Origin of the sequence: Blautia wexlerae DSM 19850, from assembly GCF_025148125.1 — a bacterium.
GTDB classification, from domain to species: Bacteria; Bacillota; Clostridia; order Lachnospirales; family Lachnospiraceae; genus Blautia_A; species Blautia_A wexlerae.
The window spans coordinates 428,186-454,176 of sequence record NZ_CP102267.1 but is presented as its reverse complement, the minus strand read 5'-3'; the positions used below and the strand labels follow the sequence as shown (position 1 = coordinate 454,176).

Genomic DNA, 25,991 nt, shown 5'->3' with positions numbered 1-25,991 from the left:
TTTGGCTTGTATGTCTCGGGATTTTGGCATATTCATGCCAAAACACCTCGCGGGATAGTGGTGTGTGAACAATAACTAAACTTATACATCATTTCCCGACAATTTTTGCATACATCTCCGGTCTGCGGTCTCTGAAAAGTCCCCAGTTCAGTCTGTCTGCCTTTAATGCATCCAGGTCAAAAGTGCTTACAAGCACCCCCTCTTCCCCTCCGGGCAGTTCTGCACAGAGAGCACCTGTGTTGTCTGTGATAAAAGAAGAGCCGTAAAAATTAAGAGCAGATTTCTGCATTCCGTTTTCCGGACATGGCTCTACTGTTTCCTCACCGATTCTGTTGGCAGCGATCACAGGGATCAGGTTGGAGGCAGCGTGTCCCTGCATACATCTTCTCCAGTGTTCCATGCTGTCACATTCCAGGATGGGTTCACTTCCGATGGCAGTGGGATAAAAGAGAAGCTCTGCGCCCTGCAGTGCCATACATCTTGCCGTTTCCGGGAACCACTGATCCCAGCAGATTCCAACTCCAATGGTTCCAAATCTGGTATCAAAAACCTTAAAGCCAGTATCTCCCGGTGTGAAATAGAATTTTTCCTGATAATAATGGTCATCCGGAATATGTGTTTTCCGATAAATGCCGAGATTCTTTCCATCTGCATCCAGAACCGCAACGCTGTTATAAGTATTATTGACCTCTTTTTCATAAAAGCTGACCGGAATCACAATCCCCAACTCTGCCGCTACCCTGCTGAAATGACGCACTGCAGGGTTTTCCTCTGCAGTCTGCGCATATTCATAATACTCATATCTGCGCTCCTGGCAGAAATAGGGCCGTTCAAAAAGCTCCGGCAGAAGAACAATCTCAGCTCCCTTTGCTGCTGCCTGACGCACCAGTTCCTCTGCATGGGCAATATTTTTCTCCACACTTTTACTGCATTTCATCTGAACTGCTGCCACTGTTACATTTCTCATCCTGTCTGTTCCTCCTGCTCCTGTTTACATAAGTAAGTTTTTTCATAACTTTCAGGTAATAACCCTCAAACACATGACTCTCAAAGTTTTCTGCATCAAGGTCAGATATTTTTTCCGGGAATCTGCTGGGTGATACAGTGAATATTTCCACCGCCAACAATGATGGCTCTGGCATCAATGGGATAAATCCTTCTTTCAGGAAAACACTTCTGCAGAATCTCCACTGCCCTTTTGTCATTTTCATCCCCAAATTGTGGAAGGATGATCCCTCCATTGGAAATATAGAAATTCACGTAACTGGCAGCCATCCGTTCTCCTGCTTCCCGTTCGTCTTCTCCCTCTTCAAACACAAAGCCATCCACATCTTCCTGGGTAAGGCAGACCGGTTTCTGAGGAATCGGAAGCTTATGAATCTTAAATTTTCTGCCCTTTGCATCTGTTTCCTGTTCCAGCACCTTCAGATCAGCCAAAGACATGGCATACTGCGGATCTGTCTCATCCTCTGTCCATGCAAGCACAACCTCTCCGGGCCTTACAAAAGCGCACACGTTATCCACATGCTCATTGGTTTCATCCTGATAGATTCCACATGGAAGCCAGATAATCTTGTGGACACCGAGCCAGTACTTCAACTGTTCCTCTATCTGTTCCCTGCTCATCTGAGGATTGCGTCCCTGACTCAGAAGACAGGCCTCTGTAACGATCAGAGTCCCCTCTCCGTCAGAATGGATGGAACCGCCCTCAAGCACAAAAGGTCTGGCATCCAGACATGGACAACCAAGAGTCCTGCAGATAAAGGCAGCCACCCTGTCGTCCTTCTCCCAGTTCCGGTAAAGTCCATCAAAGTCTCCTCCCCAGGCATTAAACTGCCAGTCAACTCCACAGACCGCCCCTTTCTCATCCAGAACCATGGTTGCTCCCACATCTCTGGCCCAGGCGTCATCTGTCTCACATTCCAGCAAAGTCACACCGGAAACATTCCCAAGCTGATTCTTTGCATTCTCCATCTGAGCTTTGGAAACCAGCATATACACCTTTTCGCTCTCTCCAATAGCCTCTGCAACTTTCACAAATGCTTTCTGTGCTTCCCTTGCCCCATAATTCCAGGAACCGGGACGTTCCGGCCAGATCATCACACATCCCTCATGAGGCTCAAATTCTCCGGGCATACGATATTTTGTTCTGTTCTTCTCTGTAACTTCCATGTCTGTCTCCTTTTCTTTGATAGCCCGGCAGATATCAGGAAAGCCGGCTCTTAAAGTCTTCGTATCCGAAATGTCTGATAACCTCACACTCTCCGTCCTCATGCATAACCGCAATATCCGGCAGCGGCATACCGTTAAATGTATTATTCTTCACCATAGAATAAATCGCCATATCCATAAAATACAGCTTGTCCCCGATCCGGATCTCTCTGTCAAAGGAATAATCTCCGATCACATCTCCTGCCAGGCAGGTGCAGGAAGATAAGCGGTAGGTATATGCCTTCTCCCCTGCTTCCCCGCTGTCCTTAAGAGGCGGACGATAGGGCATCTCCAGCACATCCGGCATATGGCAGGCTGCAGAAGCATCCAAAATCAGCGTTCTGATCTCATTTTCCACAATGTCCATAACCTCTGTCACCAGATATCCGGCATTCAGGGCAACAGCCTCCCCGGGCTCCAGATAAATATCCAGATCATAGGTTTCCTTCATATGCTGAATACATTTTTCCAGGAGCTTTACATCATAATCCTCTCTGGTAATATGATGTCCGCCGCCCATATTCAGCCAGGAAACCTCAGACAGAAATTCTCCAAACTTCTCCTCTACCGCCTGCAATGTTTTCTCCAGGTCATCCGCATTCTGTTCGCAGAGCGTATGAAAATGCAGTCCGTCGATCCATTTCAGACATTCCCCGTCAAAGTTCTCTCTGGTAACCCCCAGCCTTGAACCCGGCGCACAGGGATCATAGATCGCATGATCCCTCTGAGTGGAGCATTCCGGATTAATACGGAGTCCCAGACTGGCTCCGGTACACACTTCTTTAAATTTCTTCAGCTGTGCTGTGGAATTAAAGATAATATGGTCACAGATACGATCCAGTTCCTCTATATCTTCTGTACGGTAAGCAGGGGAAAAAACATGATTCTCTTTCCCCATCTCTTCATATCCAAGCCTTGCCTCAAACAGACCGCTGGCAGTGGTACCTGCCAGATATTTTCCGATCATGGGATACAGCGCAAAGCCGGAAAACGCTTTCTGCGCCAGAAGGATCTTACACCCGGTATCCTCCTGGACTTTTTTCAAAATCTCCAGATTCTCCCGCATCTTCTTCTCATCGATCACATAGCAGGGAGTTTGCAGTTGATCAATCTTCATTGGCTTTCCAGACCTTTACCAGTTCAGGATCTTCGCAGACTTTCCATGGAAGTCCCCATTTGTTCAGTGCTTCCATATATGGATCCGGATCAAATTCTTCCACATTAAATACACCCGGCTTCTTCCACTGTCCGGTCACTACCATCATGGAACCGATCATAGCCGGAACACCTGTTGTATAGGAGATTGCCTGGGATTCCACCTCTTTATAGCATTCCTGATGATCACATACATTATAAATATAAATACTTTTCTCTTTTCCGTCCTTAACACCTGTGAAAATACAGCCGATATTTGTTTTACCCACTGTTCTCGGACCCAGAGATGCAGGATCCGGCAGAAGAGCTTTCAAAAACTGGATCGGCACGATCTCCTGTCCATTAAATTCCACAGGTGCGGTGGAAAGCATTCCTACATTTTCCAGACATTTCATATGTGTCAGATAGCTCTGTCCGAATGTCATAAAGAAACGGATCCTCTGTACTCCCGGAATATTTTTTGCCAGTGATTCAATCTCTTCATGATGAAGAAGATACATATCCTTCTTTCCTACCTCAGGGAAATCGTAGACAGATTTAAATTCCATAGGCTCTGTTTCTACCCAATGTCCGTCTTCCCAGTAGGAACCATTTGCGGAAACCTCTCGAAGATTGATCTCCGGGTTAAAGTTTGTGGCAAAAGGATATCCATGATCACCGCCGTTACAGTCCAGAATATCAATGGTATGGATTTCATCAAAATAATGCTTCAGGGCATAAGCACTGAATACACTGGTAACACCCGGATCAAAACCGGTTCCCAGAAGAGCAGTCAGTCCTGCTTCCTTAAATTTCTCATCATAAGCCCACTGCCAGGAATAATCGAAATATGCAGTAAAGCCTTTTTCTTTACATCTCTTTTCGTAGATTGCACGCCATGTGGGATCTTCTGTATCCTCTGCTTCATAATTGGCAGTATCAATATAATCCGCACCGGCTTCCAGACATGCATCCATGATGGTAAGATCCTGATATGGAAGTGCCACATTCAGGACAGCATCCGGCTTATAGGCTCTGATCAATTCTGCGACCTCTGCTGCATTATCCGCATCTACCTTTGCTGTCTCAATTTTTGTCTTCGTTGTACTTTCAATCTTCTCTTTGAGTGCATCGCATTTTTCCTTTGTCCTGCTTGCGATCATAATCTCTGTAAAAACATCGCTATTCTGACAGCATTTGCGAATTGCCACTGAAGCTACCCCACCACATCCGATTACCAATAATCTGCTCATAAACTGTTTTCCTCCTCTTCCAGTAAATCTTCTACATATTTTGGAAGCATAAATGCTCCTCTGTGAAGGTTTGTTGTATAATACCATGTTTCTATATTAAGATTATCAAACCTCTCCGGCCTGAAATCTTCCAGTGGATGATATTTCTTTGATGCAAATCCAAAAAGCCAGTATCCCGAGGGACAGGTAGGGATATGTGCCTGATAAACCCTGCTCACCGGAAATGACCGAAAAACCTTTCTGTGCATCTTTCTGCATTCCACCTCATCCTCATCATAAAAAGGACTTCCATGCTGATAAACCATGATTCCGTCATCTCTGAGAGCCTTATAACAGCTTCCGTAGAATTCCTTTGTAAAAAGTCCCTCCGTATGTCCCAGCGGATCTGTGGAATCATTGATGATCAGGTCATATCTGGCCTTTTTATTCCGCAGGAACCGAAGGCCGTCTTCATAATAAATGTTGACTCTCTCATCCTTCAGTCCCTGGGCAATATCCGGAAACATCTCCGCACATACATCCACAAACATTTTATCGGATTCCACCACATCAATGCTCTCAATCTGTGGATAATGGATCAGTTCTCTGGCAACTCCACCGTCACCGCCGCCGATGATCAGAACATTTTTTACATTGGGATGTACTGTCATTGGCACATGCGTAACCATCTCATCATAAATAAATTCATCTTTATCAGAGAATACGATCTCACCGTCCAGAGCCACAAATCTCCCAAATTCTTCAGACTCAAACACATCGATTCTCTGAAATTCACTTTCCCCTGAAAATAACTGTCGGTTAATCCGGACAGAAAGCTTTACATTTCCTGTATGGAACTCAGAATACCATAATTCCATGATCAGATACCCCCTTTCAGGACCTGAAGATGTTCTACCTTCGGATCCTCCATTCCCTGCATGGAACAGCCTTTGTCTCTTGCATAAAGAATGTATTCTACAATTTCCTGTGTCACCATTTCTCCAGGAGCAAGAATCGGGATTCCCGGAGGATAACACATAACAAATTCACCGCTGATCCTGCCTGCCGCCTGTTCCATGGGCAGAGATTCTTTCTCCGCATAAAATGCCTGCTGTGGAGACGCCACCACTGCAGGTGCGATATATTCCCCGGAAAGCATACCTGTGCTGTCCTTCTTATACAGACGTTCAATATCAGCCAATGCCCCTACCAGCCTCTCAATATCCTGAAGCCTGTCTCCAATGGAAATGTAAGCCAGAATATTACAGATATCTCCAAACTCGATCTGAATATCATATTCATCTCTGAGAAGATCATAAACTTCAATACCTGCCAGCCCATTTCCCAGTGTATAAATGGAGAGTTTTGTAACATCAAAATCAAAAACACTGGTTCCATTGATCAGATCCATACCATATGCATAATAACCGCCGATCTCATTGATCTCCTCTCTGGCATACTGCGCCATCCCTGCAACCTTTTCAAAGGATTCCTCTCCTCTGAGTGCCAGATTTCTTCTGGAGATATCCAGACTGGACAACAGAAGATAAGAAGCGCTTGTGGTCTGAGTCAGATTGATGATCTGGCGCACTTTCTCTGCATTCATACTCTTATTCAAAAGCAGCAGCGAACTCTGTGTCAGACTTCCGCCGGATTTGTGCATGGAAACTGCCGCCATGTCAGCACCTGCCGCCATTCCGGATACAGGAAGGTTTCTGCCGAAATAAAGATGGGTTCCATGAGCCTCATCTGCCAGCACCTTCATTCCTCTTGCATGAGCCTTCTTTACGATAGTCCGCAGATCCGAACAAATTCCATAATAGGTAGGGTTATTTACAAGAACTGCCACCGCATCCGGATTCTCATCCATAGCCTTCTCCACCTGACTGACTTCCATGCCAAGGGAAATGCCCAGCTGCGCATTCACCTCCGGGTTTACATAAACCGGAATTGCACCGCACAGTACCAGGGCATTGATGGCACTTTTATGTACATTTCGCGGCAGAATGATCTTATCCCCTGCCTTGCAGACAGACAGGATCATGCTCTGCACTGCAGATGTGGTTCCTCCTACCATAAGGAATGCATGCGCTGCGCCAAAAGCATCTGCTGCAAGCTCCTCCGCTTCTCTGATCACCGAAACCGGGTGGCAGAGATTGTCCAGCGGCTTCATAGAATTAACATCCAGCCCCACACATTTCTCTCCCAGCAACTGTGCAAGCTCCGGATTTCCTCTTCCTCTTTTATGTCCCGGCACATCAAAGGGAACGACTCTCTTCTTTCGGAAACGTTCCAGTGCTTCATATATGGGCGCATGCTGTTGTCTTTCATAATCCATTTGACATGTTCCTCTTTTCCTGTCGTCATGTACCGGCAAATACAGTTCTATCATTCAGCAATTGTATACTGCCTCAAACCGGCACAATGATTCAATTATTTCTCTATATATTCAAGTCGAACGCATGTGAGACACATCCTCGCAAAACGTTTATCTCCAACCATATCCTTTATATTTGCTATATCTGCACAAAAAAAGAAGCAGATAAGTTCATTCACCATCTGCTTCTCTCATGATCTATAGAATTTCTCAGGCTCTGTCTCTTTATATACTGACCGGATTTCCCGTATAAATCCGTCTGTATCCTGTGCCTGTTCCCGTATTCTGAAATATTCATGACTGCTGTCGTCTTCAATCGCTGGCAAATATATGCTATGCTCTTATTGACCGTTTCACAAGATGATGTGTGCTTACGCACTGATTATTATAAAGTAATCAACTTATAAAATTTGAGCTTCTAACTCAATCAATAATGTGGTGTCTCCCACCCGGCAACTGCCCCGCCTGTCCGTATGGCTTAACATTCAGAAACTGTCTCTGAATGTGAGCAAATATTTGCATGAAAACGATAGTGTCTTTTCATACTAAAGATGAGAATAACATATCTTCTGAACTGTTGTCAATTCCATTTTCCATATTTTGCACTAGAGCGTGTCTGAAAAAGGCTTTCTGCAAGATGTGCGTCACAATTTGTGGGATATTTTGCCCGGATGAGGGCGCCGTAGCGGGCTACGGCAACTGAATTCGGGTGAAATATCCCGCAAAGTGGGGGCGTGCAGATTGCGGGAATGATTTTTCAGACACGCTCTAGCTTTACCCGCTTTTTATATTTTCTTCATTTATCAGGGAAAACTGTGTCTATTTTTTAACAATTTCTTCCCTTGAGAAAACGTATTTTCTTTCATTACCAGGGATTACGATTCTCTTCTCTTATCAATTTGCACAACTTTTATCCAGTTTACTCACATTTTTTGACGTTTCAACAAAAATTTTCTTGACATTTTTTTCTCAAAATGATATATTGTATTCATCAATTGAAAGAACCTTCGAGTACTGACGGAAAGAGTGGAGTGCAAACCACGTGGAGTCGGAGGTTTGTGGGAGCCGACCGTCTGGGCAGTATTTGAAATATTCAGATACTGGCCTTTTTTTATAACTTTCAGGGCAGAAATCAGGAATACCAGGCAGATCGGCCAATACTTCTTTCAATTAATAATTGTTGCTGATCGCGGAGTGAACAGCAACAGAAGTTTTTCATGTTATGCGGAAACGAAAGGAGAAAAACAATTATGGGATTCAAATCAGACATTGAAATTGCACAGGAATGCGAGATGCTTCCAATTACTCAGATTGCAGAAAAAGCAGGTATTGACGACAAATATCTGGAGCAGTACGGAAAATACAAAGCAAAAATCGACTACAATCTTCTGAAAGAAAGCGATAAGAAGGACGGAAAATTAATCCTCGTTACAGCTATCAACCCAACTCCTGCAGGAGAAGGTAAAACTACTACTACTGTAGGTCTTGCAGATGGTATGCAGAGACTTGGCAAGAGTGTTATGGTAGCTCTTCGTGAGCCATCCTTAGGACCGGTATTCGGTGTTAAAGGCGGTGCAGCAGGCGGCGGATATGCACAGGTTGTTCCTATGGAAGACATCAACCTTCACTTCACAGGTGACTTCCATGCAATCGGCGCAGCTAACAACTTACTGGCAGCTATGATCGATAACCATATCTTCCAGGGCAACGCATTAAACATTGACCCACGTAAGATCACATGGAGAAGATGTGTGGATATGAACGACCGTCAGCTTCGTAACGTAGTAGACGGCCTTGGCGGAAGAACAAACGGTATGCCTCGTGAAGACGGATACGACATCACAGTTGCATCTGAAATCATGGCAGTTCTCTGTCTTGCAAGCGACATCAAAGACCTGAAAGAAAGATTATCCAAGATCATCATCGGATATACATACGGAAAAGTTTCCGAGCAGAAACCTGTAACAGCAGGTGACCTTCACGCAGAAGGCGCTATGACAGCCCTGTTAAAAGATGCTCTGAAACCAAACCTTGTACAGACTCTGGAACACGTTCCTGCAATCGTACATGGCGGACCATTCGCAAACATCGCTCATGGATGTAACTCTGTAACAGCTACAAAGATGGCTATGAAGCTTGCTGATTATGCAATCACAGAAGCTGGTTTCGGTGCTGACCTTGGTGCTGAGAAATTCCTTGATATCAAATGCCGTATGGCTGGTTTAAAACCAAGCGCAGTTGTAATCGTAGCTACAGTACGTGCCCTGAAATACAACGGCGGCGTTGCTAAAGCTGACCTTAACAATGAAAACCTGGAAGCTCTTGAAAAAGGTATCCCGAACCTGTTAAAACACGTTTCCAACATCAAAAACGTATACAAACTTCCATGTGTTGTTGCTATCAACGCATTCCCTACAGATACAAAAGCAGAGCTTGACTTTGTAGAAGCTAAATGTAAAGAACTGGGCGTTAACGTTGCTCTTTCTGAAGTATGGGCAAAAGGCGGCGAAGGCGGAATCAAACTTGCAGAAGAAGTTATCCGTCTTGTTGAAGAACCAAACGACTTCTCCTATGCATATGAACTGGAAGGTTCTATCGAAGACAAACTGAACCAGATCGTTCAGAAAGTATATGGCGGTAAGAAAGTAGTTCTGACAGCTAACGCTCAGAAACAGGCGAAACAGTTAGAAGCTCTTGGATTCGGCAACTGCCCGATCTGTGTAGCTAAGACTCAGTACAGCTTAACAGATGACCAGACCAAACTGGGTGCTCCTACTGACTTCGAAGTTACAGTACGTAACCTGAAGATTTCCGCTGGTGCAGGATTCATCGTAGCTCTTACAGGCGAGATCATGACAATGCCAGGTCTTCCTAAAGTTCCGGCTGCTGAGAGAATCGATGTAGACGAGACAGGTAAGATCACAGGTCTGTTCTAATCCAGTTGAAATCAATCGAATAATTCAAAAATATAAAAATCATATTTATATATGATATGTGTCCAGACGATTTTACAGGCGGGAAGATTTTCCCGCCTGTTTTTTTCTTTATTTTTTTATAAGATAATCTTTTCCGGAAATACCAGGTTCCGTCATATGGATCGGATCCAGAATGCGATTAAGTTCATCCTCGTCCATAAGCTTTTCTTTCAGAATCAGACTTCTTACAGATTCACCTGTCTTAATTGCCTTTTTTGCAATATCCGCAGCCTTCTGATATCCAAGATGGGGGCTGATTGCAGTGATAATACCTACACTGTTTTCTACCAGATAACGGCATCTTTCTTCATTTGCCGTAATTCCTACAATACAATTATCCACCAATGTCTGGACTGCATAGCCAAGAGTATCGATAGACTGGAACATGCAATAGAAAATAATCGGCTCAAACGCATTTAATTCCAGCTGACCAGCCTCTGCAGCCATGGTAATGGTAACATCATTACCAATAATATTAAAAGCAACCTGATTCACTACTTCAGGAATAACCGGATTAACTTTACCTGGCATAATAGAGGAACCATTCTGTTTTGCCGGAAGATTAATCTCCCCAAAACCAGTACGTGGACCGGAGGACATCAGACGGAGATCATTTGACATTTTGGAAAGAGTTACCGCACATGCTTTCACAGCACCGGAAACGGCTACAAATGGATCCAGATTCTGAGTGGAATCAATCAGATCAAAAGCCTGTATAAAGTCCATTCCCGATATTTCAGTGAGATTTGGAACAATTCTTCTCAGATAGCCCTCATCTGCATTAATTCCTGTTCCAATAGCAGTACCTCCCATATTAAGAGTCCGCATTTCATCCATTGCTTTATCCATTCTGTGGATATCACGCATGATTGCTACCGAATATGCCTTAAATTCCTGTCCCAGACGAATTGGTACTGCATCCTGCATCTGTGTACGCCCCATTTTTATTATGTGATCAAACTCTGTAGCTTTTTCATTAAGAGCATCATAGAGGCGAAGAAGCTGTTTTTTCAGATTCTGCAACAAACGAAGAGAAGTCATTTTACCGGCAGTAGGAATAACGTCATTGGTAGACTGTCCACAATTCACATCATCGTTAGGATTTATAATTGTATAATCGCCCTTTTTTCCTCCCAGTATCTCAATCGCGCGATTTGCAATTACTTCATTGGCATTCATATTTAAAGATGTGCCAGCTCCTCCCTGAACAGGATCCACAATAAATTCATTATGGAATTTTCCTGAAACAATTTCATCACATGCCTGGACAATCGCCTGTGCTTTTTTCTTCTCAAGAAGCCCCACCTCACAATTGGTTATCGCTGCTGCTTTTTTTATGTATGCAAGACTGTTAATAATTTCCGGATGCATATTCAGCCCCGTAATGTGGAAATTTTCAGCCGCACGTAAGGATTGTACTCCATAATATACATCTTCCGGAATATCCTTTACACCAATAGAATCCCTTTCTACACGATAGTCTGTTTTTTTCATAGTTATTCGCCCTCCCATGTATTTGCCCTCATTATATATCTCTGCTATAATATAATCAAATACATATATTTTTATAAAATATATAGTGTTTAAATTATATATTGGAGGAGTTTATATGTTTCAGGGAATGGAATACATCTATGAGGTCTACAAGGAAAAAAGCTTTTCCAAAGCTGCTGCTGCTCTTTTCATTTCGCAGCCTTCTTTAAGCGCCAATGTAAAACGTGTGGAAAACCGTATTGGCTATCCTATTTTTGATCGAAGTACCAAACCTTTGCAGTTAACTGAAGTTGGAAAACATTATATACAGGCTGTTGAAAAAGTCATGGATATTGAAAATAATCTCGAAAACTACCTACTGGATCTGGGAAATCTCAAAACAGGAACTCTTAATGTAGGTGGCAGTAACTTTTTTTCTTCGTGGATTCTGCCTCCCCTTATTGCTGATTTTTCCCAAAAATTCCCCCATGTTCAAATTTCTCTTGTAGAAGAAAGTACAGCAAAGCTATCCCAGTTTCTCCAGGCCGGAAAGTTAGATCTGGTAATTGATAACTGTATTCTGGATAACCAGATTTTTGAACATTATATCTACCAGAAAGAACAACTTCTTCTAGCGGTTCCCAAAAATTATTCAGTAAATACCAGACTGCAGGAATATCAGATTCCTATTGAGGAAATCCGGAACGGGCAGTTCCGTTCTTCTCATATTCCTTCTGTTCCATTAAACAAATTCGAGAACGAACCATTTATTATTCTTCGTTCAGATAATGATACCGGTAAGCGTGCACTTACCATTTGTCAGGAAAATCACTTTTCGCCTTCTGTAGTATTTCGCCTGGATCAGCAGATGACTGCCTATAATATTGCATGTTTGGGAATGGGTATCACTTTCATCGGGGATCTTCTGCTCTCCAGAGTTCCAACAAATTCAGAACTTGTTTTTTATAAGCTGCCCGGTCAGAGCAGTAAACGCACTGTGTTTTTTTACTGGAAGAAAGGCCGCTATATCAGCAGAGCCATGGAAGAATTCCTGAAGCTGCCCTTTTCCTGATATGTCATAATCAAATAGGCTATGGTGATTGGTCATCATCAGATGTACGTCAAAATGGGGTTGTTGTGCTAAATAAGCACAACAACCCCAGTATGTCAGGCAGATATTCGATTAGAACAATGGCTTCATCGCCGGATACAGAGTTCTGAACTTCTGATATCTCTCTTCATATTTTGCAACCAGTTCAGGATCCGGTTCTACCGTATCAACAACTTTGGCAAATTTCTTACCGATGGTTTCTACATCCGGGTAAGCACCACAGCCTACTGCTGCCAGCATAGCTCCACCCATGGACGGTCCTTCTTCGTTCTCCAGAACATCAACCTTCAGGTTCATAACGTTTGCAATGATCTTCTTCCACAGTGGGCTCTTAGCTCCACCACCGCAGATCTTGGTTCTCTCAATCTTGATTCCAAGGTTTCTTGCAACTTCCAGGGAATCACGAAGACCAAAGGCAACACCTTCCAGAACAGCCTGTGTCATGTCTGCTCTTGTGCTGTCCATGGACATTCCGAAGAATACACCTCTTGCATCAGGATTATTATGAGGTGAACGTTCTCCCATCAAATATGGAAGGAAGAATACATGATTCTCTCCCAGCTTCTGAATTGGAGCCTGCTCTGCTGCGAAATCCTTTGTCTGAAGAATCTCCTCTGCCCACCATTTGTTACAGGAAGCTGCGCTGAGCATGCATCCCATCAGATGATAGCTTCCATCTGCATGACAGAAAGAATGAAGTGCGTTATTTTCGTCCACACCAAAGTTTTTACTGGAAATAAACACAGTTCCGGATGTTCCAAGAGAAATATTACACTGACCGTCACCAACTGTACCTGTTCCTACAGCAGCTGCCGCATTGTCACCTGCACCTGCAACAACTTTTACATTCTCACTGAATCCAAGTTCTTTCGCAATCTCAGGTTTCAGAGTTCCTACTACTTCCCAACTCTCATACAGTTTCGGAAGCTGCTCTTCTGTGATTCCACAGATCTCCAACATTTCTTTTGACCAGCAGCGGTTCTTCACATCAAGAAGAAGCATACCGGAAGCATCAGAAACATCTGTACAAAAAGAACCGGACAGACGATATGCCAGATAATCCTTAGGAAGCATAATCTTTACTACCTTCTTAAAGTTCTCAGGCTCATTTTTCTGCATCCAGAGGATCTTCGGTGCTGTGAAGCCTGCGAAAGCAATATTTGCTGTATACTGTGAAAGTTTGTCTTTTCCGATCACTGTATTCAGATATTCTGTCTCTTCGCCTGTACGTCCGTCATTCCAGAGGATTGCAGGACGGATCACATTATCATCCTTGTCAAGTGTTACCAGACCATGCATCTGGCCGCCAAAACCAATTCCTGCTACCTGCGCTCTGTCGATATCCTTTGTCAGCTCTTTCATGCCTTCCATACTCTGCGCAAACCAGTCTTCCGGTTTCTGCTCAGACCAGCCCGGATGTGGGAAGAATAAAGGATATTCTCTGGATACGATGTTACAGATTTTTCCTGATTCTTCCATAAGAAGAAGTTTTACAGCGGAAGTACCAAGATCAATACCGATATAATACATAAGTGCTCTCCTTTTCTATTTCTAATCTAATACATCCCAGGGTAAACCCCCGGGATGTATTAAAATTTATAGTGTCAGTCTGTTTATCTGAATTAACCCCATGGATTTTCTGTCGGGTATCTTACACCTGCCGGCTGGTTGTATCCGATCTCTTCAACCGGAACACCGATGTATTTGAATACTTCAAACAAAGCTTTTCCATAATGTCCGAATGCAACTGCTCCGTGATGTGGATATCCTCCCTCAATCAGTACATGACGGTAGAAACGTCCCATTTCAGGAATTGCAAATACGCCGATCGCACCGAAAGATTTTGTTGCAACCGGAAGAACTTCACCGTGTGCAATATATCCGCGGAGTTTGTTATCAGCAGTGCTCTGCAGACGATAGAAAGTGATATCTCCAGGAACAATATCTCCTTCAAGAGTTCCGTTTGTAACTTCTACCGGAAGAGATCTTGCCATGATCATCTGATACTTCATCTCACAGAAAGAAAGCTTGCTGGAAGCTGTATTTCCGCAGTGGAATCCCATAAATGTATCTTTCAGTGTGTAATCAAATTTGCCCTCAATAGACTCTTTGTACATATCCTTCGGTACAGAGTTGTTGATGTCAAGCAGTGTAACTGTATCCTGGCTTACAACAGTTCCAATGAACTCACTTAATGTACCATAAATATCAACTTCGCAAGATACCGGAATGCCCTGAGCAGTCAGACGGCTGTTTACGTAGCAAGGAACAAATCCAAACTGTGTCTGGAATGCAGGCCAGCATTTTCCTGTTAAGGTTACATATTTACGATATCCTCTGTGAGCCTCTACCCAGTCCTTCAGAGTCAGTTCATACTGAGCAAGTTTTGCAAGAATCTCAGGTTTCTTGTTTCCTGCACCCAGTTCTTCTTCCATTTCTTTAACAATTGCAGGGATTCTCTCATCTCCGGCATGTTTGTTGAATGCTTCAAACAGGTCAAGTTCGGAATTCTCTTCAATCTCAACTCCAAGGTTGTAAAGCTGTTTGATCGGTGCATTACAAGCAAGGAAGTTTGTGGGACGAGGTCCGAAGCTGATGATCTTTAAGTTGCTGAGTCCTTCTACTGCTCTTGCGATCGGAAGGAAATCATGGATCATATCTGCGCAGTCTTCTGCGTCACCAACCGGGTATTCCGGAATATATGCTTTTACATTGCGAAGCTGTAAGTTATAGCTTGCATTTAACATACCGCAGTATGCATCTCCACGTCCCTGGATCAGATTATCCTGTGTTTCTTCTGCTGCTGCACAGAACATCTTCGGTCCTTCGAAATGCTTTGCAAGAAGTGTTTCGGAAATTTCCGGTCCGAAGTTTCCAAGATATACACAAAGTGCATTACATCCCGCTTTCTTGATATCTTCAAGAGCCTGAACCATATGGATCTCGCTCTCTACGATACAGATCGGACATTCATAAATGTCTGCTGCATCATATTTCTTTGTATAAGCCTCTACAAGTGCTTTTCTTCTGTTTACGGAAAGGCTTTCCGGGAAACAGTCACGGCTTACTGCTACAATTCCGACTTTTACTTTTGGCATGTTATCGATCATGATAGATTCTCCTTTTTCTTAATACGATTTTGGGGTTAATTTATTATTTATTTGGGGTTTCATTCATTACCTCATCTATTTCTGTCAGCAGTACTCAGACCGAGATTTGCTATCAGTCAATGGTGATATTCTCTCCACGAAGTCCGTTTACTGCACCCTCGATTGCCGCATCTTCATGTGCAATGAGCCATTTGTTCTTAGCTGTCAGCAGGCTGTCCTCGCCTGTCTTAGCTGTCTCAAATGTAAGATCTGTATTGGTTCCTGCCGGAAGTACGACTACACACTGGAAACCGCCATCCTGTACATTGCATGGCGCATAATGAAGTGTAGTTGCATATACTTCAATACCTGTTCCTGCAGGTACCAGGAATGCTTCGATCTTAGAAGTATCATATGTAAAATCATCTGTGATATCCTGCTGGCTTCCGATAAGCAACACCAGATCTGTTACCGCTACATTGATCTCTGAACTGCGGTGATATTCTACTGCATTTAATTTCTTATTATGTCCGTTGCAGTATCCAATTTCGATCGGGATTCCGCCAAATCCTTTATTCTGCAGTGCTTTTGCTACATCCAGAGCTTCCAGCTCCTCAACAGATGGTACATAAACCACATCATCCGGAACCGGTGTATGTTTCATTTCTTTGAGAAGAGCACTGAAGTCATACCCTTCAAGCACCTTTCCATATTTACGGAAGGAAGCATCTGTTACATTCTGAATTTTCACTTCAAAAACCTCCTTATATTCTGTAGATATTACGTTTTCTTGACTGTGCTTAGAATATATCAGAATAAATGGTACTTTTCGCCAGTTTTCTTGTCTAATCTATAGCGTTTTTTTGACCTTTTTCATTTATCTGTTTTCGCATCTCACTTGGAAGTACCCCATATCTTTTCTGAAATTCCCCGGAAAAACCCCTGCTGCTGCAGAATCCATTATCTAGTGCAATCTGACTAATCGTATGGTCTGTATTCAGCAAATCTCTGTACGCATATGCCATACGAATATCCTGCAGATAGGTTTTATAGTTTATTTTTGCATATTTTTGGAACATTCGCGACAAATATGCATCCGAGTATCCAAAAGTAGCCGCCACATCAGAAAGCTTCAGTTCCTCCCTGTAATGTTCACGCATATATGTGGTGATTTTTGACAATGCATCCAGACGGCGGCTGTGTCGGATGTCCTTCTCCCTGGTCTCTGTCACACGGTAATCCTTCACCAGGATATACATGATCTCGTAAAAAATAGAAATTGTCCGGAACTCATATCCAATTTTCCGCTCGGAATACACATGATATAATTTACGAAGCAAAGAAGCCAGTTTCTTATCCACCAGCTCCTCCTGCCCCCGAAAACGGATATATCTCTGGGCAGTAAAATAATTCTCAAACTGTTTCAGAGGAATCTGCAGAACTACCGTTTTATTTTTCTCCACAGCATGGATAGAGTGGATCTCATTGGAATTAATGATTATCTGCTCTCCAGCTTTCAGCGGATATTCATCCTTATTTACAAAAAAATCCAGGCGCCCCTCCATCACAGCAAAAATCTCTACAGACGTATGCCAGTGCTTCTCACGCACATAATTGCCATTTCCTCCTTCAAAAAGAAAAACCTTAAACGGAAATCCCTCATTAGGAATGATCAGTTCATGCTGAAACTCCATATATATATATATTCACCTCCTAATAAAATACCGCAGTATCCGGACATTCCAGCATACTGCGGCTATTTTGATAACTATCCAGCTTTCTGCATACCAAATCTGCTGGATGATCCTATTCTTCATATAGTCCCACCCACTGCTTATTGCTTTTCGCAATTGAAGCAGGGGACTTACTTGATTCGGTTAAGATAACACATTATTTGCAGAGCTCTGCCACAACCTGATTAATCACCTTTCCGTCTGCTTTTCCTTTCATATCAGCCATAACAGCCTTCATGATCTGACCCTTATTTTTCGTTGCAATCACATCTGCAAATTTTTCTTCCAGATATGTCTTTACCTCTGCTGCATCCATCTGTTTTGGTGCATATTTGGCAATCACATCATACCTTGCCTGATATTCAGCCTTCAGATCCTCGCGGCTCTCCGGACAGGTATCCAGCTGTTCTTTTACAGTTTTCAACTCCTTCAAAATAACTCTGTCCACCAGATCGCTCTTAATTTCATCACGGCATCCCTCATCGATCGCTACTTTTTTTACTGCAGAGATCAGAGAGGAGACTGCTTCTTTTGTTACTTTATCTTTGGCTTTCATAGCTGCAACCATATCTTTTCTTAATACTTCTAATTCCATTTTATATTCCTCCTCGTTTTTTCTAGTGATTCCATATCGTTCTACTGCTGCACAGTCAAATGCGCCTGCATTCCTGATATTTTTCACTCAAATAATAATTCTATTCATCATAGCATACCACGATTTATCTGAAAATCCAATGCTAATTGGCATGAAAATTAATTTTTTAGTCCCCGCTTCATCGTGTTCTCCAGTTCCTCCATTTGTCCCAAGATCAGTTTCTGTCTGTCATCAAACAGTAGTCCCTTGTTGTGACGGTAATACTGATCTGAACCATTCTCACGGATAAACCAGAGACTGTAATAATTGGCATTCAGTTCTGTGATAAAAGCTACCATTTCCTGACTGTCACCAAAGGCTGCTTCCATAAAATCAAAAACATTCTGAAGCGTCTGAGAGATATATTCTGTCTGAGTTTCCAGGTTGTCTGCCTCCGCTGTAAAAGCAGTTTTTGTCTGCTCATAGGTATCTTTTTCTGAAATTTCAATAGCTTTATTATTCTCTGTTTTATCTTCAGAACCAGTTTCTCCCCTCAGTTCTATCCATAATTTCTCAAGAAAATCCACTGTACGGATAAATACTTTTTCTTCATTTTTAGTGAGAAGCTCAGATTTTTTTGCAGTCTGAAAATCATTTTCTGCCTTTTTATAAATGGATTCCAGCGTCATTTCCGGAAGGTTATCTCTGTATTCTGTCATGTAACCATAGAGCTTTGTCACATAGGCATCCATAAAATAACAGTCTGCAAATAACTGGCTGAGCTTTCCGTTCAGCAGACCAACAATACTCAGATGCTCATCCAGTGAAGCATTGCGGATCTTACCCAGAGTGATGGGTGTCCATTTACCCTGAAGCAGATCCTCCACTGCATAGTCTGTCTTATACTTATTGTATAATGCCAGATATGCGGCAAAATCTTTTGCGATCATTGGATGCTGGATATACTGATATACCACCTCTCTGTCCACTTCTTTATCCAGTGTTTCATATACCTGTATCAGCCTTGAAAGATCTTCCCAGCCTCTGGCAGTGGCAAAAATCCGTCCGTCTACTGTGTTCTCCATTCTGTAGAAATTCTTTCTGCGAAGCTCCAGATAAGAGATAACAGCCGGATGGATTCCCTGCTCATAGGCATATTCTTTCCACACTTCAAAATCCGGCTGCACATCAATCCTCTTGATTCTGTCAAGGGTTACTACGTCAAATTCGCGGACAGATTTATTGTATTCCGGCGGATTTCCTGCTGTCACGATCACCCATCCTTCCGGTACTTTCTGATTGCCAAATGTCTTTCCCTGAAGAAACTGCAGCATCATAGGCGCCAAGGTCTCTGATACGCAGTTAATCTCATCAATAAAAAGAATCCCTTCTTTCAGGCCTGTCTTCTCCATCTTTTCATAGACAGAGGCAATAATCTCACTCATAGTATATTCTGTGACAGAAAAAGTCTCCTGACCAAAGGTTTTCTCTTTGATAAACGGCAGTCCTACTGCACTCTGACGGGTGTGATGTGTGATAGTATAAGATACCAGACCTACCTTACATTCCCTGGCGATCTGTTCCATAATCTGCGTCTTTCCAATACCCGGTGCCCCCATAAGGAGAATTGGTCTCTGACGTATGGCCGGAATCAGATATTCTCCAAATTCATCCTTCGCAAGGTATGCTTCTATTGAGTCCTTTATCTCCTGTTTTGCTCGTTTTATATCCATAATGTAAATCCTTTCCTGCTGAACACTTCTTACTTTTACTCAGTTTTCTCATTTCCTTGATATCCACGAATTGCTCCGCGATTTGCAGCTCCCGCAATTATAATTTTCTCTCTTCATTACCTGTCTGGCTTCTCAAAATCATCCTCATCCAGGATCAGTTTCATAGCCCATACCGGCACATCCACATCTCTGTAATTATCCTGCATAAACACAAATGCAGTCTTATATGGTGGCATTTTCTTCGGGTAAATCCCGAATCCATCCGTAAAATAGATCAGCCCTTTCAGGTTATGAAATTCATGCTGTTCCAGCAGTTTGTCCACCCATTCAAATGCAGGCCTGAAATCTGTTCCGCCATCTCCATACAGTTCCAGATGTTCCATATAGTCTTTCATTTCTTTCCGGGAGGTAATCTTTTTATCTGTGTGGACTTTCTCATCACACTGAATGATGTGCACATTGATTTTTGTAAAAAAGCTCTCACTCTCACTAAGTACACCATAGATTTCCTCCAGAAACTTTCTCACCAGTTCTCCTGAACAGGACATGGAGGTATCAATGACGATCACGAACTCCTCTATCTTCTTAACTTCTTTGGATTCCAATGGTTCGATCAACGGCATATTTCCATAAAGACGCAGACCGTAAGTATAGAAATTGTAATCAAAACTGTCATCATCCACTGCCAGTTCTTCATGAAAAACTGCAAATTTCCGCAGGAATTCTCTGTAATCGTACCGACTTCTGTTCTCTGTTTTTATCTGCTCCAGGAAATCTCCGTCCCGCTCACCTGCCTCCTGTGAAAAGGTTTCCAGGTCCGTCTCGATTCCATCATTGATCTCCCCCCATTTGCGGCTGAGCATGGGATTCGGTTTCTGATCCGGTTTCTTACTTTCCCAGTATCTGTGGTCATCTGTGCGAAATTCCTGTTCCAGATTTGTAAGATCCTTTTCGTTCAGATTCCATTCTGACAATATTTTATATACTCTCTGTGCGTTGAGGGTTTTTCCCTCTTTTTCAAGGAGACGGTAGGTTTCCCTTCGCAGAAGACTGCGTGAGAAACGGATACTCCGATAGCTCATCCCATCTATCATATGCTCCACTGCAATGTCACAACTCAGATCACGCATACGTTCCTGGATTGTGATTCCATCGTCTGCCCTCTTCTTACTTTCTGTACCGCTCCATGCAAAATGCCGGAAAATACAGTGGAATACCATATGCAGATACCCTCTGTTCACCAGAATCCTGTTCTCTCTATATAAGCCTCCCAGCATCTGCGGCTGGAAATACATCACTCTTCCATCCGTTCCAAATCCATGGACCTGACCATCCATCTGATAAGAAAAACTGCTCAGCGCCACATCCAAAAACCGCATTCCCAGATATAATTCATCCCGCGCAGCCCTGAGAATACTGCTGCCGATTTCCTGCAAACGCTCTGCTCTTTCTGCTATTTCCTGTATTTTATCCTCTGGCTGCATCATTATTTTCCTCTATATCTATCACAGTTCAAACCTCTTTTTTCTTAGTATAGTTCTTCTATTCAAAGATTTTTCTGTAGTTTGTGATTGTTCATTTTTCCCCTGCTCTGTCCTGTCAGCTTCCTGACTATTTTGCAGCTTATCCACATCTATACGTTCACTTCCTGCCGTATTATCCACCAGATTTGCTCTTTCATTCATCAAAAATGCGGATACTTCCGTTTCTTTTCTCTTAGATGCACAATCTAACGCAGAATCAATTCCTTCCAGTGTCCAGAGTTTTTGCGAGGATATCACTTCCAATCTGTGCATATCCTCCTGCTTTACCAGATATTCTGCAATATCTCCCAGATTCTTACGGATATATTCCCTGTAATTCTCCCTGGCTTTCCCGGTCAGTTCATAAGGAAACTCCAGTCTGCCAAATGACATATCAACCAGAACTTCCAGCTTATCCATGGCTACCGCCATTTCAAAAAGCCTGTCATATTCCTGATAATTCAGCTCCTTATCATAAAAACACTGCCTGTAATTACTGCCTGATCCATGATATTCCGTATACAAAATACGCGCCGGAGTGTTCTCAACCGCCTCATCATAATGCTCCGGAAATACAAGTCTGGCTTCTTCATACTCATAAAGAAAGTTTACATCTATCCTCTGCCACATCTCGCCCAGCATTTCCTTAACGCCTGACTTCTTTCCCTGTCTCATATGAACAGTCAGCTTCTCCAATGCATGGCAGCCTGTAAATGCACCACAGCCTATCTGCATCAGGCTGTCAGAAAACTCCAGCTTTTTCAGATTCCCGCAGCCATAAAAAATATATCGTCCAATCTCTTTTAAAGTGTAAGGAAAAACAATCTCCTCCACGTCATTTCCTGCCAGAACATGCTCTTCTCTGCCAAACCCAAGACCCTCTGACACTTCCCACAGGCTGGCATTTTTCAGTTCTTCTTTCTCATCCATATGACTGGAGAATGCATACGGTGCCGCACTAATTACCAATTTGTCATCTATCATTCCCGGAATCTCAACTCTGCTTTCTATTCCAAAACACCGCAGAATTTCAATCCCGCCAGATTTCTCTCTGTAGTAAATCTTCATTTTCTCATTTCTCCCCGAAGATATTTTCTCTCAAAGCACATAAAATCATCCCTGAAAAGTATAATACTTCCCAGGGATTTTTTCCAGACAATATAATTAGCGTAAAACCAACTCCGGTTTAAAATTCAGATAGTCTCCTGACACCAGCTTGTACTCTATTCCATCCACATAGCCTTTAAAGCTGTCATCATATCGCTTCTCTCCATGACAGTGAGAATAGATTACCTTCTCGGCGCCAAATTCCTGTGCCATCAGGGTAAACGGACTCTCCATCTCTCCAATACTTGTAGGCGGATAATGAAGAAACATGATAAACTTCTCATATCCTGCAGCCTTCGCCCCTTCAAAAGAGCAGCGCAGCCGCCCCAGCTCCCGCTCCCGGATCTTCAAGAAATGCTCATAGCTGTCTTTTCCTTCATAACAGTAGCCCTTGGTTCCCACCAGCGCATAATCCTCATATGTATAAAAATTATTCTGCAAAAATTCCAGCTTTCCCCAGAACATCTCATTCAGATCTTCTGTCTTCTTTGCATCCCAGAACATATCGTGATTTCCCCGAAGCAGAATCTTCCTGCCCGGCAGAGCCATAATAAAATCCAGATCCGCCTGACACTCTGCAAGATCTCTCCCCCAGGAATGATCTCCGGTAATCACTACTGTATCATTCTCTGTCACTCTCTTCTTCCAGTATTTCTCAATCTTAACTACATGATTCTTCCATCTTTTATCAAATACATCCATAGGTTTATTGACTGTAAACGAAAGATGAAAATCACCGATTGCGTATAGGCTCATTGTACACTCTCCTGTCTGTTCTGATTGTTAATTATTTTTCAATCTTGATGCTCATAGCATGCCAGGCTTCTCCGCCCCAGGTGGAATTTGCCTGGCCCAGATCTGTAAAGCCAAATTTCTCATACATCTTCACTTTTTCATCCAGACAGGTGAGGAAAAGTTTCTTTCGTCCTTTTTGCGCTTCCTTCTGGCAGTATCGGGATACCAGTTCACGTCCCAGTCCCTGCATACGATATTCCGGACGGACATCCAGACCCAGAAGCATGATATTTTTGCCTTCAGGATTACTCAGGGAAATATCTGTGAAGAATTCATCTCTGAAAGCCTCCTCATCTGTAGGAACTCCATTAAGAAATGCAGCCAGCTTTCCGGTTTCCTTATCCTCAGCTACCAGAAATGTTTCTGCTGTTGCTTTTATTCTCTCTGTCAGACTTTTCGGGGAACATGCCTCATTTGGCGGGAAACAGATCTGCTCGATCTCTATCGCCTGCTGTGTCTCCTCCGGTCTGATACATCTGAATTCAAATCTATCCATATTGTTTGTACTCATTTTTATATCCTTCTCCTGTTATCTTGTTGTTTCCTGCATATTCAAAATCTGCAAGTTTCCCATATAGTTGTTTTATCTACATCGGGCAGCTTCTCTTTGATTTCTCATCCAGATCTTCCCGTACGTAGTGTGCATTAAACTCCATGTTAATGTCGCGGATTTCCTTCGTACCATCAATATATTCCTGATACATCTCTGCCAGTCCCGCCATACAGCCATCACAGCTTGCAGAAATATTCCCAAAAGATTCCTCCACAATCTGTTTTCTTTCTTCTCTGGTTGTGTCCTTTATCAAAATACTCTTAATCTCCATAATCTTCACCCCGACTTTCTTTGGTATTCTTTTGATATTTCTTTCCTCATATCTTTTATTTGATTGTAACATCTGAAAGCATTTTTGTGAAGCTAAGAAACAGGCATAAAAAACGGTCTGATTACATCCTCTCAAAATATGTCAGTTTAAAGTGTTAAAGTACTGGAATTTTAGATAACACCATGTTATACTTATAAAGGAAAATGTGCAGGCAGTCCGGTCAGGTATAAAGTATTCCTGAGTTCCGGCATTATCAAAGACCTGCATGTACTTATATGGAGGAAACAGATCATGTCTATGAAAATCAATCACGAGCTCCCTTTACCGGAGGTTCTGAAATCTCAGTACCCTCTCAGCCAGGAACTCAAAGAAGTAAAAAAACAGCGCGATGAAGAAATACGCCGTATCTTCACCGGTGAATCAGATAAATTTATCGTCCTTGTAGGACCTTGTTCCGCTGATAACGAAGATACAGTCTGCGAATATGTACGCAAACTGAAAACAGTGGCAGATAAAGTCTCTGACAAACTGATGATCATCCCGCGAGTCTATACAAATAAGCCCCGTACCACAGGTGACGGTTACAAAGGAATGCTTCATCAGCCAGATCCTGATAAGGCTCCTGACCTTCTTGCCGGAATTATTGCTATCCGCAAGATGCACATGAGAGTTATGCAGGAGACAGGACTCTCTTCTGCAGATGAGATGCTTTATCCTGAAAACCGCAGCTATCTGGATGATATTCTCTCCTATGAAGCTGTAGGTGCACGTTCTGTGGAGAACCAGCAGCATCGTCTCACTGCCAGTGGCATGGATATTCCTGTCGGTATGAAGAATCCTACCAGCGGTGATCTCTCTGTTATGCTGAATTCCGTCACTGCTGCACAGCATCCACACCACTTCATCTACAGAGGAAATGATGTGGAAACTTCAGGAAATGATCTGGCACACACTATTCTCAGAGGTGGTGTAAACCAGTACGGACAGACTATTCCTAACTACCACTATGAAGATCTGATGAGTCTGTCTGCTCTGTATGCAAAAAAAGATCTTAAGAACCCTGCCATCATCATAGATGCCAACCACTCAAACTCCAACAAACAATACAAGGAACAGATCCGTATTGTTTCAGAAGTACTTCACAGCCGCAACTATAATCCAGACCTCAGAAAGCTGGTTAAAGGTGTTATGATCGAAAGTTACCTTCTCGAAGGCCGCCAGGATATCAGTGATCATATGACTCCTGGCTGTTCCATCACAGATCCTTGCCTCGGATGGGAAGATACAGAACGGCTTATCTATGATATTGCTGAGAAATGCTGATTTTTATGGATAATACAAATAATTCCTGCTGTTGTGGAGAGACAGAACATTTTTCAGGCTGCCTGATCTGTGGAGCACCGGTCACATATAGCGTCGAAAGTTCTGTGAAAACCTGCAGCATCTGCCACAAAGAGCAGCTGACAAATGCTGTCTGTGAAAATGGCCATTTTGTCTGTGATGCCTGTCACAGCTATGGTACTTATATACCGGTGATCATAGCCCTCAGAAGCAGCACAGAGAAGGATCCCCTGCTGCTTCTGGAAGAGATCATGGACCTTCCTTCTGTCCACATGCATGGACCTGAACATCATGCCATTGTTCCCAGTGTTCTTCTGACTGCACTTCGCAATAATGGAGAGCGTATGAATTACGATACCGCATTATCTGAAATCTGTAAAAGAGCGAGGCAGGTTCCCGGTGGTACCTGCGGTTACTGGGGAGTGTGTGGTGCAGCAGCAGGTGCCGGAATCTTTATGTCTGTTATGACCGGATCCGGTCCCCTCCATAAGGATGCATGGCCCTTTCCTCAGAAGCTTGTCTCTGTTATTTTATCCAAACTGGCTGATGTTGGTGGTCCGCGCTGCTGTAAACGCACCAGCAGAATTGCTATTGAAGAAGCGATCAGGTTTTACAGGCAGTTCAGCTCTGTAAAGATTCCGCTGTCTTCTGTACTATGTAAATATTTTGAAGATAATAAAGAATGTATCAGAGAGGACTGTCCGTATTATCCTGTGAACAAATAACTATTCATAAAATAAAAAACAGAACGAAATCCGA

The 25,991-nt window shown here is 43.0% G+C and carries 25 protein-coding genes and 1 riboswitch; of the genes, 6 read left to right on the top strand and 19 right to left on the bottom strand.

Annotation, left to right across the window (positions count from 1 at the left end):
• Nucleotides 1-88: 88 nt before the first annotated feature.
• From aguB to NQ550_RS22375, 7 genes are all read right to left on the bottom strand, one after another.
• Nucleotides 89-967: an N-carbamoylputrescine amidase gene (gene aguB, locus NQ550_RS02075; protein ID WP_008708143.1), complete on the bottom strand. Its 879-nt coding sequence runs from the start codon at nt 965-967 to the stop codon at nt 89-91.
• A gap of 101 nt (nt 968-1,068) precedes the next feature.
• A complete protein-coding gene (aguA, locus tag NQ550_RS02070) occupies nt 1,069-2,172 on the bottom strand; it encodes an agmatine deiminase (RefSeq protein WP_020435604.1) in 1,104 nt (367 codons plus the stop codon).
• A gap of 34 nt (nt 2,173-2,206) precedes the next feature.
• Entirely contained in the window at nt 2,207-3,328 is a 1,122-nt protein-coding gene (nspC, locus tag NQ550_RS02065) for a carboxynorspermidine decarboxylase (RefSeq protein WP_025581072.1), read from the bottom strand.
• Nucleotides 3,318-4,598, bottom strand: a complete 1,281-nt coding sequence (locus tag NQ550_RS02060; protein ID WP_020435602.1) for a saccharopine dehydrogenase family protein — start codon at nt 4,596-4,598, stop codon at nt 3,318-3,320. Before NQ550_RS02060 ends, nspC begins: the two co-directional genes overlap by 11 nt.
• Entirely contained in the window at nt 4,595-5,455 is an 861-nt protein-coding gene (gene speE / locus NQ550_RS02055; protein WP_008708139.1) for a polyamine aminopropyltransferase, read from the bottom strand. The genes NQ550_RS02060 and speE overlap by 4 nt, the downstream gene beginning before the upstream one ends.
• A 2-nt stretch (nt 5,456-5,457) precedes the next feature.
• The gene (locus tag NQ550_RS02050; protein WP_022380826.1) at nt 5,458-6,915 is read right to left on the bottom strand and encodes an aminotransferase class I/II-fold pyridoxal phosphate-dependent enzyme; all 1,458 of its coding nucleotides are present in this window, start codon (nt 6,913-6,915) and stop codon (nt 5,458-5,460) included.
• A 619-nt stretch (nt 6,916-7,534) separates the two neighbouring features.
• Nucleotides 7,535-7,627, bottom strand: a complete 93-nt coding sequence (locus tag NQ550_RS22375; protein ID WP_319792445.1) for a DUF6783 domain-containing protein — start codon at nt 7,625-7,627, stop codon at nt 7,535-7,537.
• Between NQ550_RS22375 and NQ550_RS22370 the strand changes: the two genes are divergently transcribed.
• The 3 genes from NQ550_RS22370 (at nt 7,604) to NQ550_RS02045 (ending at nt 9,890) form a co-directional block, all read left to right on the top strand.
• On the top strand, nt 7,604-7,657 hold the full coding sequence (locus tag NQ550_RS22370; RefSeq protein WP_319792444.1) for a DUF6783 domain-containing protein: 54 nt from the start codon (nt 7,604-7,606) through the stop codon (nt 7,655-7,657). The genes NQ550_RS22375 and NQ550_RS22370 overlap by 24 nt on opposite strands.
• A gap of 46 nt (nt 7,658-7,703) precedes the next feature.
• A complete protein-coding gene (locus tag NQ550_RS22365; RefSeq protein ID WP_326929113.1) occupies nt 7,704-7,784 on the top strand; it encodes a hypothetical protein in 81 nt (26 codons plus the stop codon).
• 170 nt (nt 7,785-7,954) lie between these two features.
• A riboswitch (ZMP/ZTP riboswitch) is annotated at nt 7,955-8,040 on the top strand.
• A 164-nt stretch (nt 8,041-8,204) separates the two neighbouring features.
• Nucleotides 8,205-9,890 (top strand): formate--tetrahydrofolate ligase, encoded by a 1,686-nt coding sequence (locus tag NQ550_RS02045; RefSeq protein ID WP_019160643.1) that lies wholly within the window; start codon nt 8,205-8,207, stop codon nt 9,888-9,890.
• 108 nt (nt 9,891-9,998) lie between these two features.
• Here the strand turns inward: NQ550_RS02045 and NQ550_RS02040 are convergent, their stop codons facing one another.
• Entirely contained in the window at nt 9,999-11,441 is a 1,443-nt protein-coding gene (locus NQ550_RS02040; protein ID WP_008708134.1) for an aspartate ammonia-lyase, read from the bottom strand.
• Between the two features lie 97 nt (nt 11,442-11,538).
• On the opposite strand from NQ550_RS02040, the gene NQ550_RS02035 reads away from it, so the two are divergent.
• Nucleotides 11,539-12,474, top strand: a complete 936-nt coding sequence (locus NQ550_RS02035; RefSeq protein WP_025578931.1) for a LysR family transcriptional regulator — start codon at nt 11,539-11,541, stop codon at nt 12,472-12,474.
• A gap of 111 nt (nt 12,475-12,585) precedes the next feature.
• Here the strand turns inward: NQ550_RS02035 and xylB are convergent, their stop codons facing one another.
• From xylB to NQ550_RS01980, 11 genes are all read right to left on the bottom strand, one after another.
• A complete protein-coding gene (gene xylB, locus NQ550_RS02030) occupies nt 12,586-14,043 on the bottom strand; it encodes a xylulokinase (RefSeq protein WP_025578933.1) in 1,458 nt (485 codons plus the stop codon).
• A gap of 92 nt (nt 14,044-14,135) precedes the next feature.
• Complete coding sequence (locus NQ550_RS02025; protein WP_025578935.1) at nt 14,136-15,620, bottom strand: L-fucose/L-arabinose isomerase family protein; 1,485 nt, start codon at nt 15,618-15,620, stop codon at nt 14,136-14,138.
• Nucleotides 15,621-15,735: 115 nt separating this feature from the next.
• Nucleotides 15,736-16,353 (bottom strand): DUF4867 family protein, encoded by a 618-nt coding sequence (locus NQ550_RS02020; protein ID WP_008708127.1) that lies wholly within the window; start codon nt 16,351-16,353, stop codon nt 15,736-15,738.
• Nucleotides 16,354-16,447: 94 nt separating this feature from the next.
• Complete coding sequence (locus NQ550_RS02015; RefSeq protein WP_025578937.1) at nt 16,448-17,296, bottom strand: AraC family transcriptional regulator; 849 nt, start codon at nt 17,294-17,296, stop codon at nt 16,448-16,450.
• Nucleotides 17,297-17,492: 196 nt separating this feature from the next.
• Nucleotides 17,493-17,930: a GatB/YqeY domain-containing protein gene (locus NQ550_RS02010; protein WP_025578938.1), complete on the bottom strand. Its 438-nt coding sequence runs from the start codon at nt 17,928-17,930 to the stop codon at nt 17,493-17,495.
• 158 nt (nt 17,931-18,088) lie between these two features.
• Nucleotides 18,089-19,642, bottom strand: coding sequence for an ATP-binding protein (locus NQ550_RS02005; protein ID WP_025578940.1), 1,554 nt, complete (start codon nt 19,640-19,642; stop codon nt 18,089-18,091).
• Between the two features lie 116 nt (nt 19,643-19,758).
• Nucleotides 19,759-21,126 (bottom strand): vWA domain-containing protein, encoded by a 1,368-nt coding sequence (locus tag NQ550_RS02000; RefSeq protein ID WP_025578941.1) that lies wholly within the window; start codon nt 21,124-21,126, stop codon nt 19,759-19,761.
• 21 nt (nt 21,127-21,147) lie between these two features.
• On the bottom strand, nt 21,148-22,233 hold the full coding sequence (locus tag NQ550_RS01995; protein ID WP_025578942.1) for a leucine-rich repeat protein: 1,086 nt from the start codon (nt 22,231-22,233) through the stop codon (nt 21,148-21,150).
• 96 nt (nt 22,234-22,329) lie between these two features.
• Nucleotides 22,330-23,028 (bottom strand): metallophosphoesterase, encoded by a 699-nt coding sequence (locus NQ550_RS01990; RefSeq protein WP_025578944.1) that lies wholly within the window; start codon nt 23,026-23,028, stop codon nt 22,330-22,332.
• A 31-nt stretch (nt 23,029-23,059) separates the two neighbouring features.
• Complete coding sequence (locus NQ550_RS01985) at nt 23,060-23,578, bottom strand: GNAT family N-acetyltransferase (protein WP_025578946.1); 519 nt, start codon at nt 23,576-23,578, stop codon at nt 23,060-23,062.
• 76 nt (nt 23,579-23,654) lie between these two features.
• On the bottom strand, nt 23,655-23,891 hold the full coding sequence (locus NQ550_RS01980) for a hypothetical protein (protein WP_022380801.1): 237 nt from the start codon (nt 23,889-23,891) through the stop codon (nt 23,655-23,657).
• A gap of 291 nt (nt 23,892-24,182) precedes the next feature.
• Here NQ550_RS01980 and NQ550_RS01975 point away from each other — a divergent pair, with 291 nt between their 5' ends.
• Both NQ550_RS01975 and NQ550_RS01970 read left to right on the top strand, forming a co-directional pair.
• On the top strand, nt 24,183-25,214 hold the full coding sequence (locus NQ550_RS01975) for a 3-deoxy-7-phosphoheptulonate synthase (protein WP_025578949.1): 1,032 nt from the start codon (nt 24,183-24,185) through the stop codon (nt 25,212-25,214).
• A complete protein-coding gene (locus NQ550_RS01970) occupies nt 25,208-25,957 on the top strand; it encodes a DUF5714 domain-containing protein (RefSeq protein ID WP_242832762.1) in 750 nt (249 codons plus the stop codon). The genes NQ550_RS01975 and NQ550_RS01970 overlap by 7 nt, the downstream gene beginning before the upstream one ends.
• The last annotated feature ends 34 nt before the right edge of the window (nt 25,958-25,991 follow it).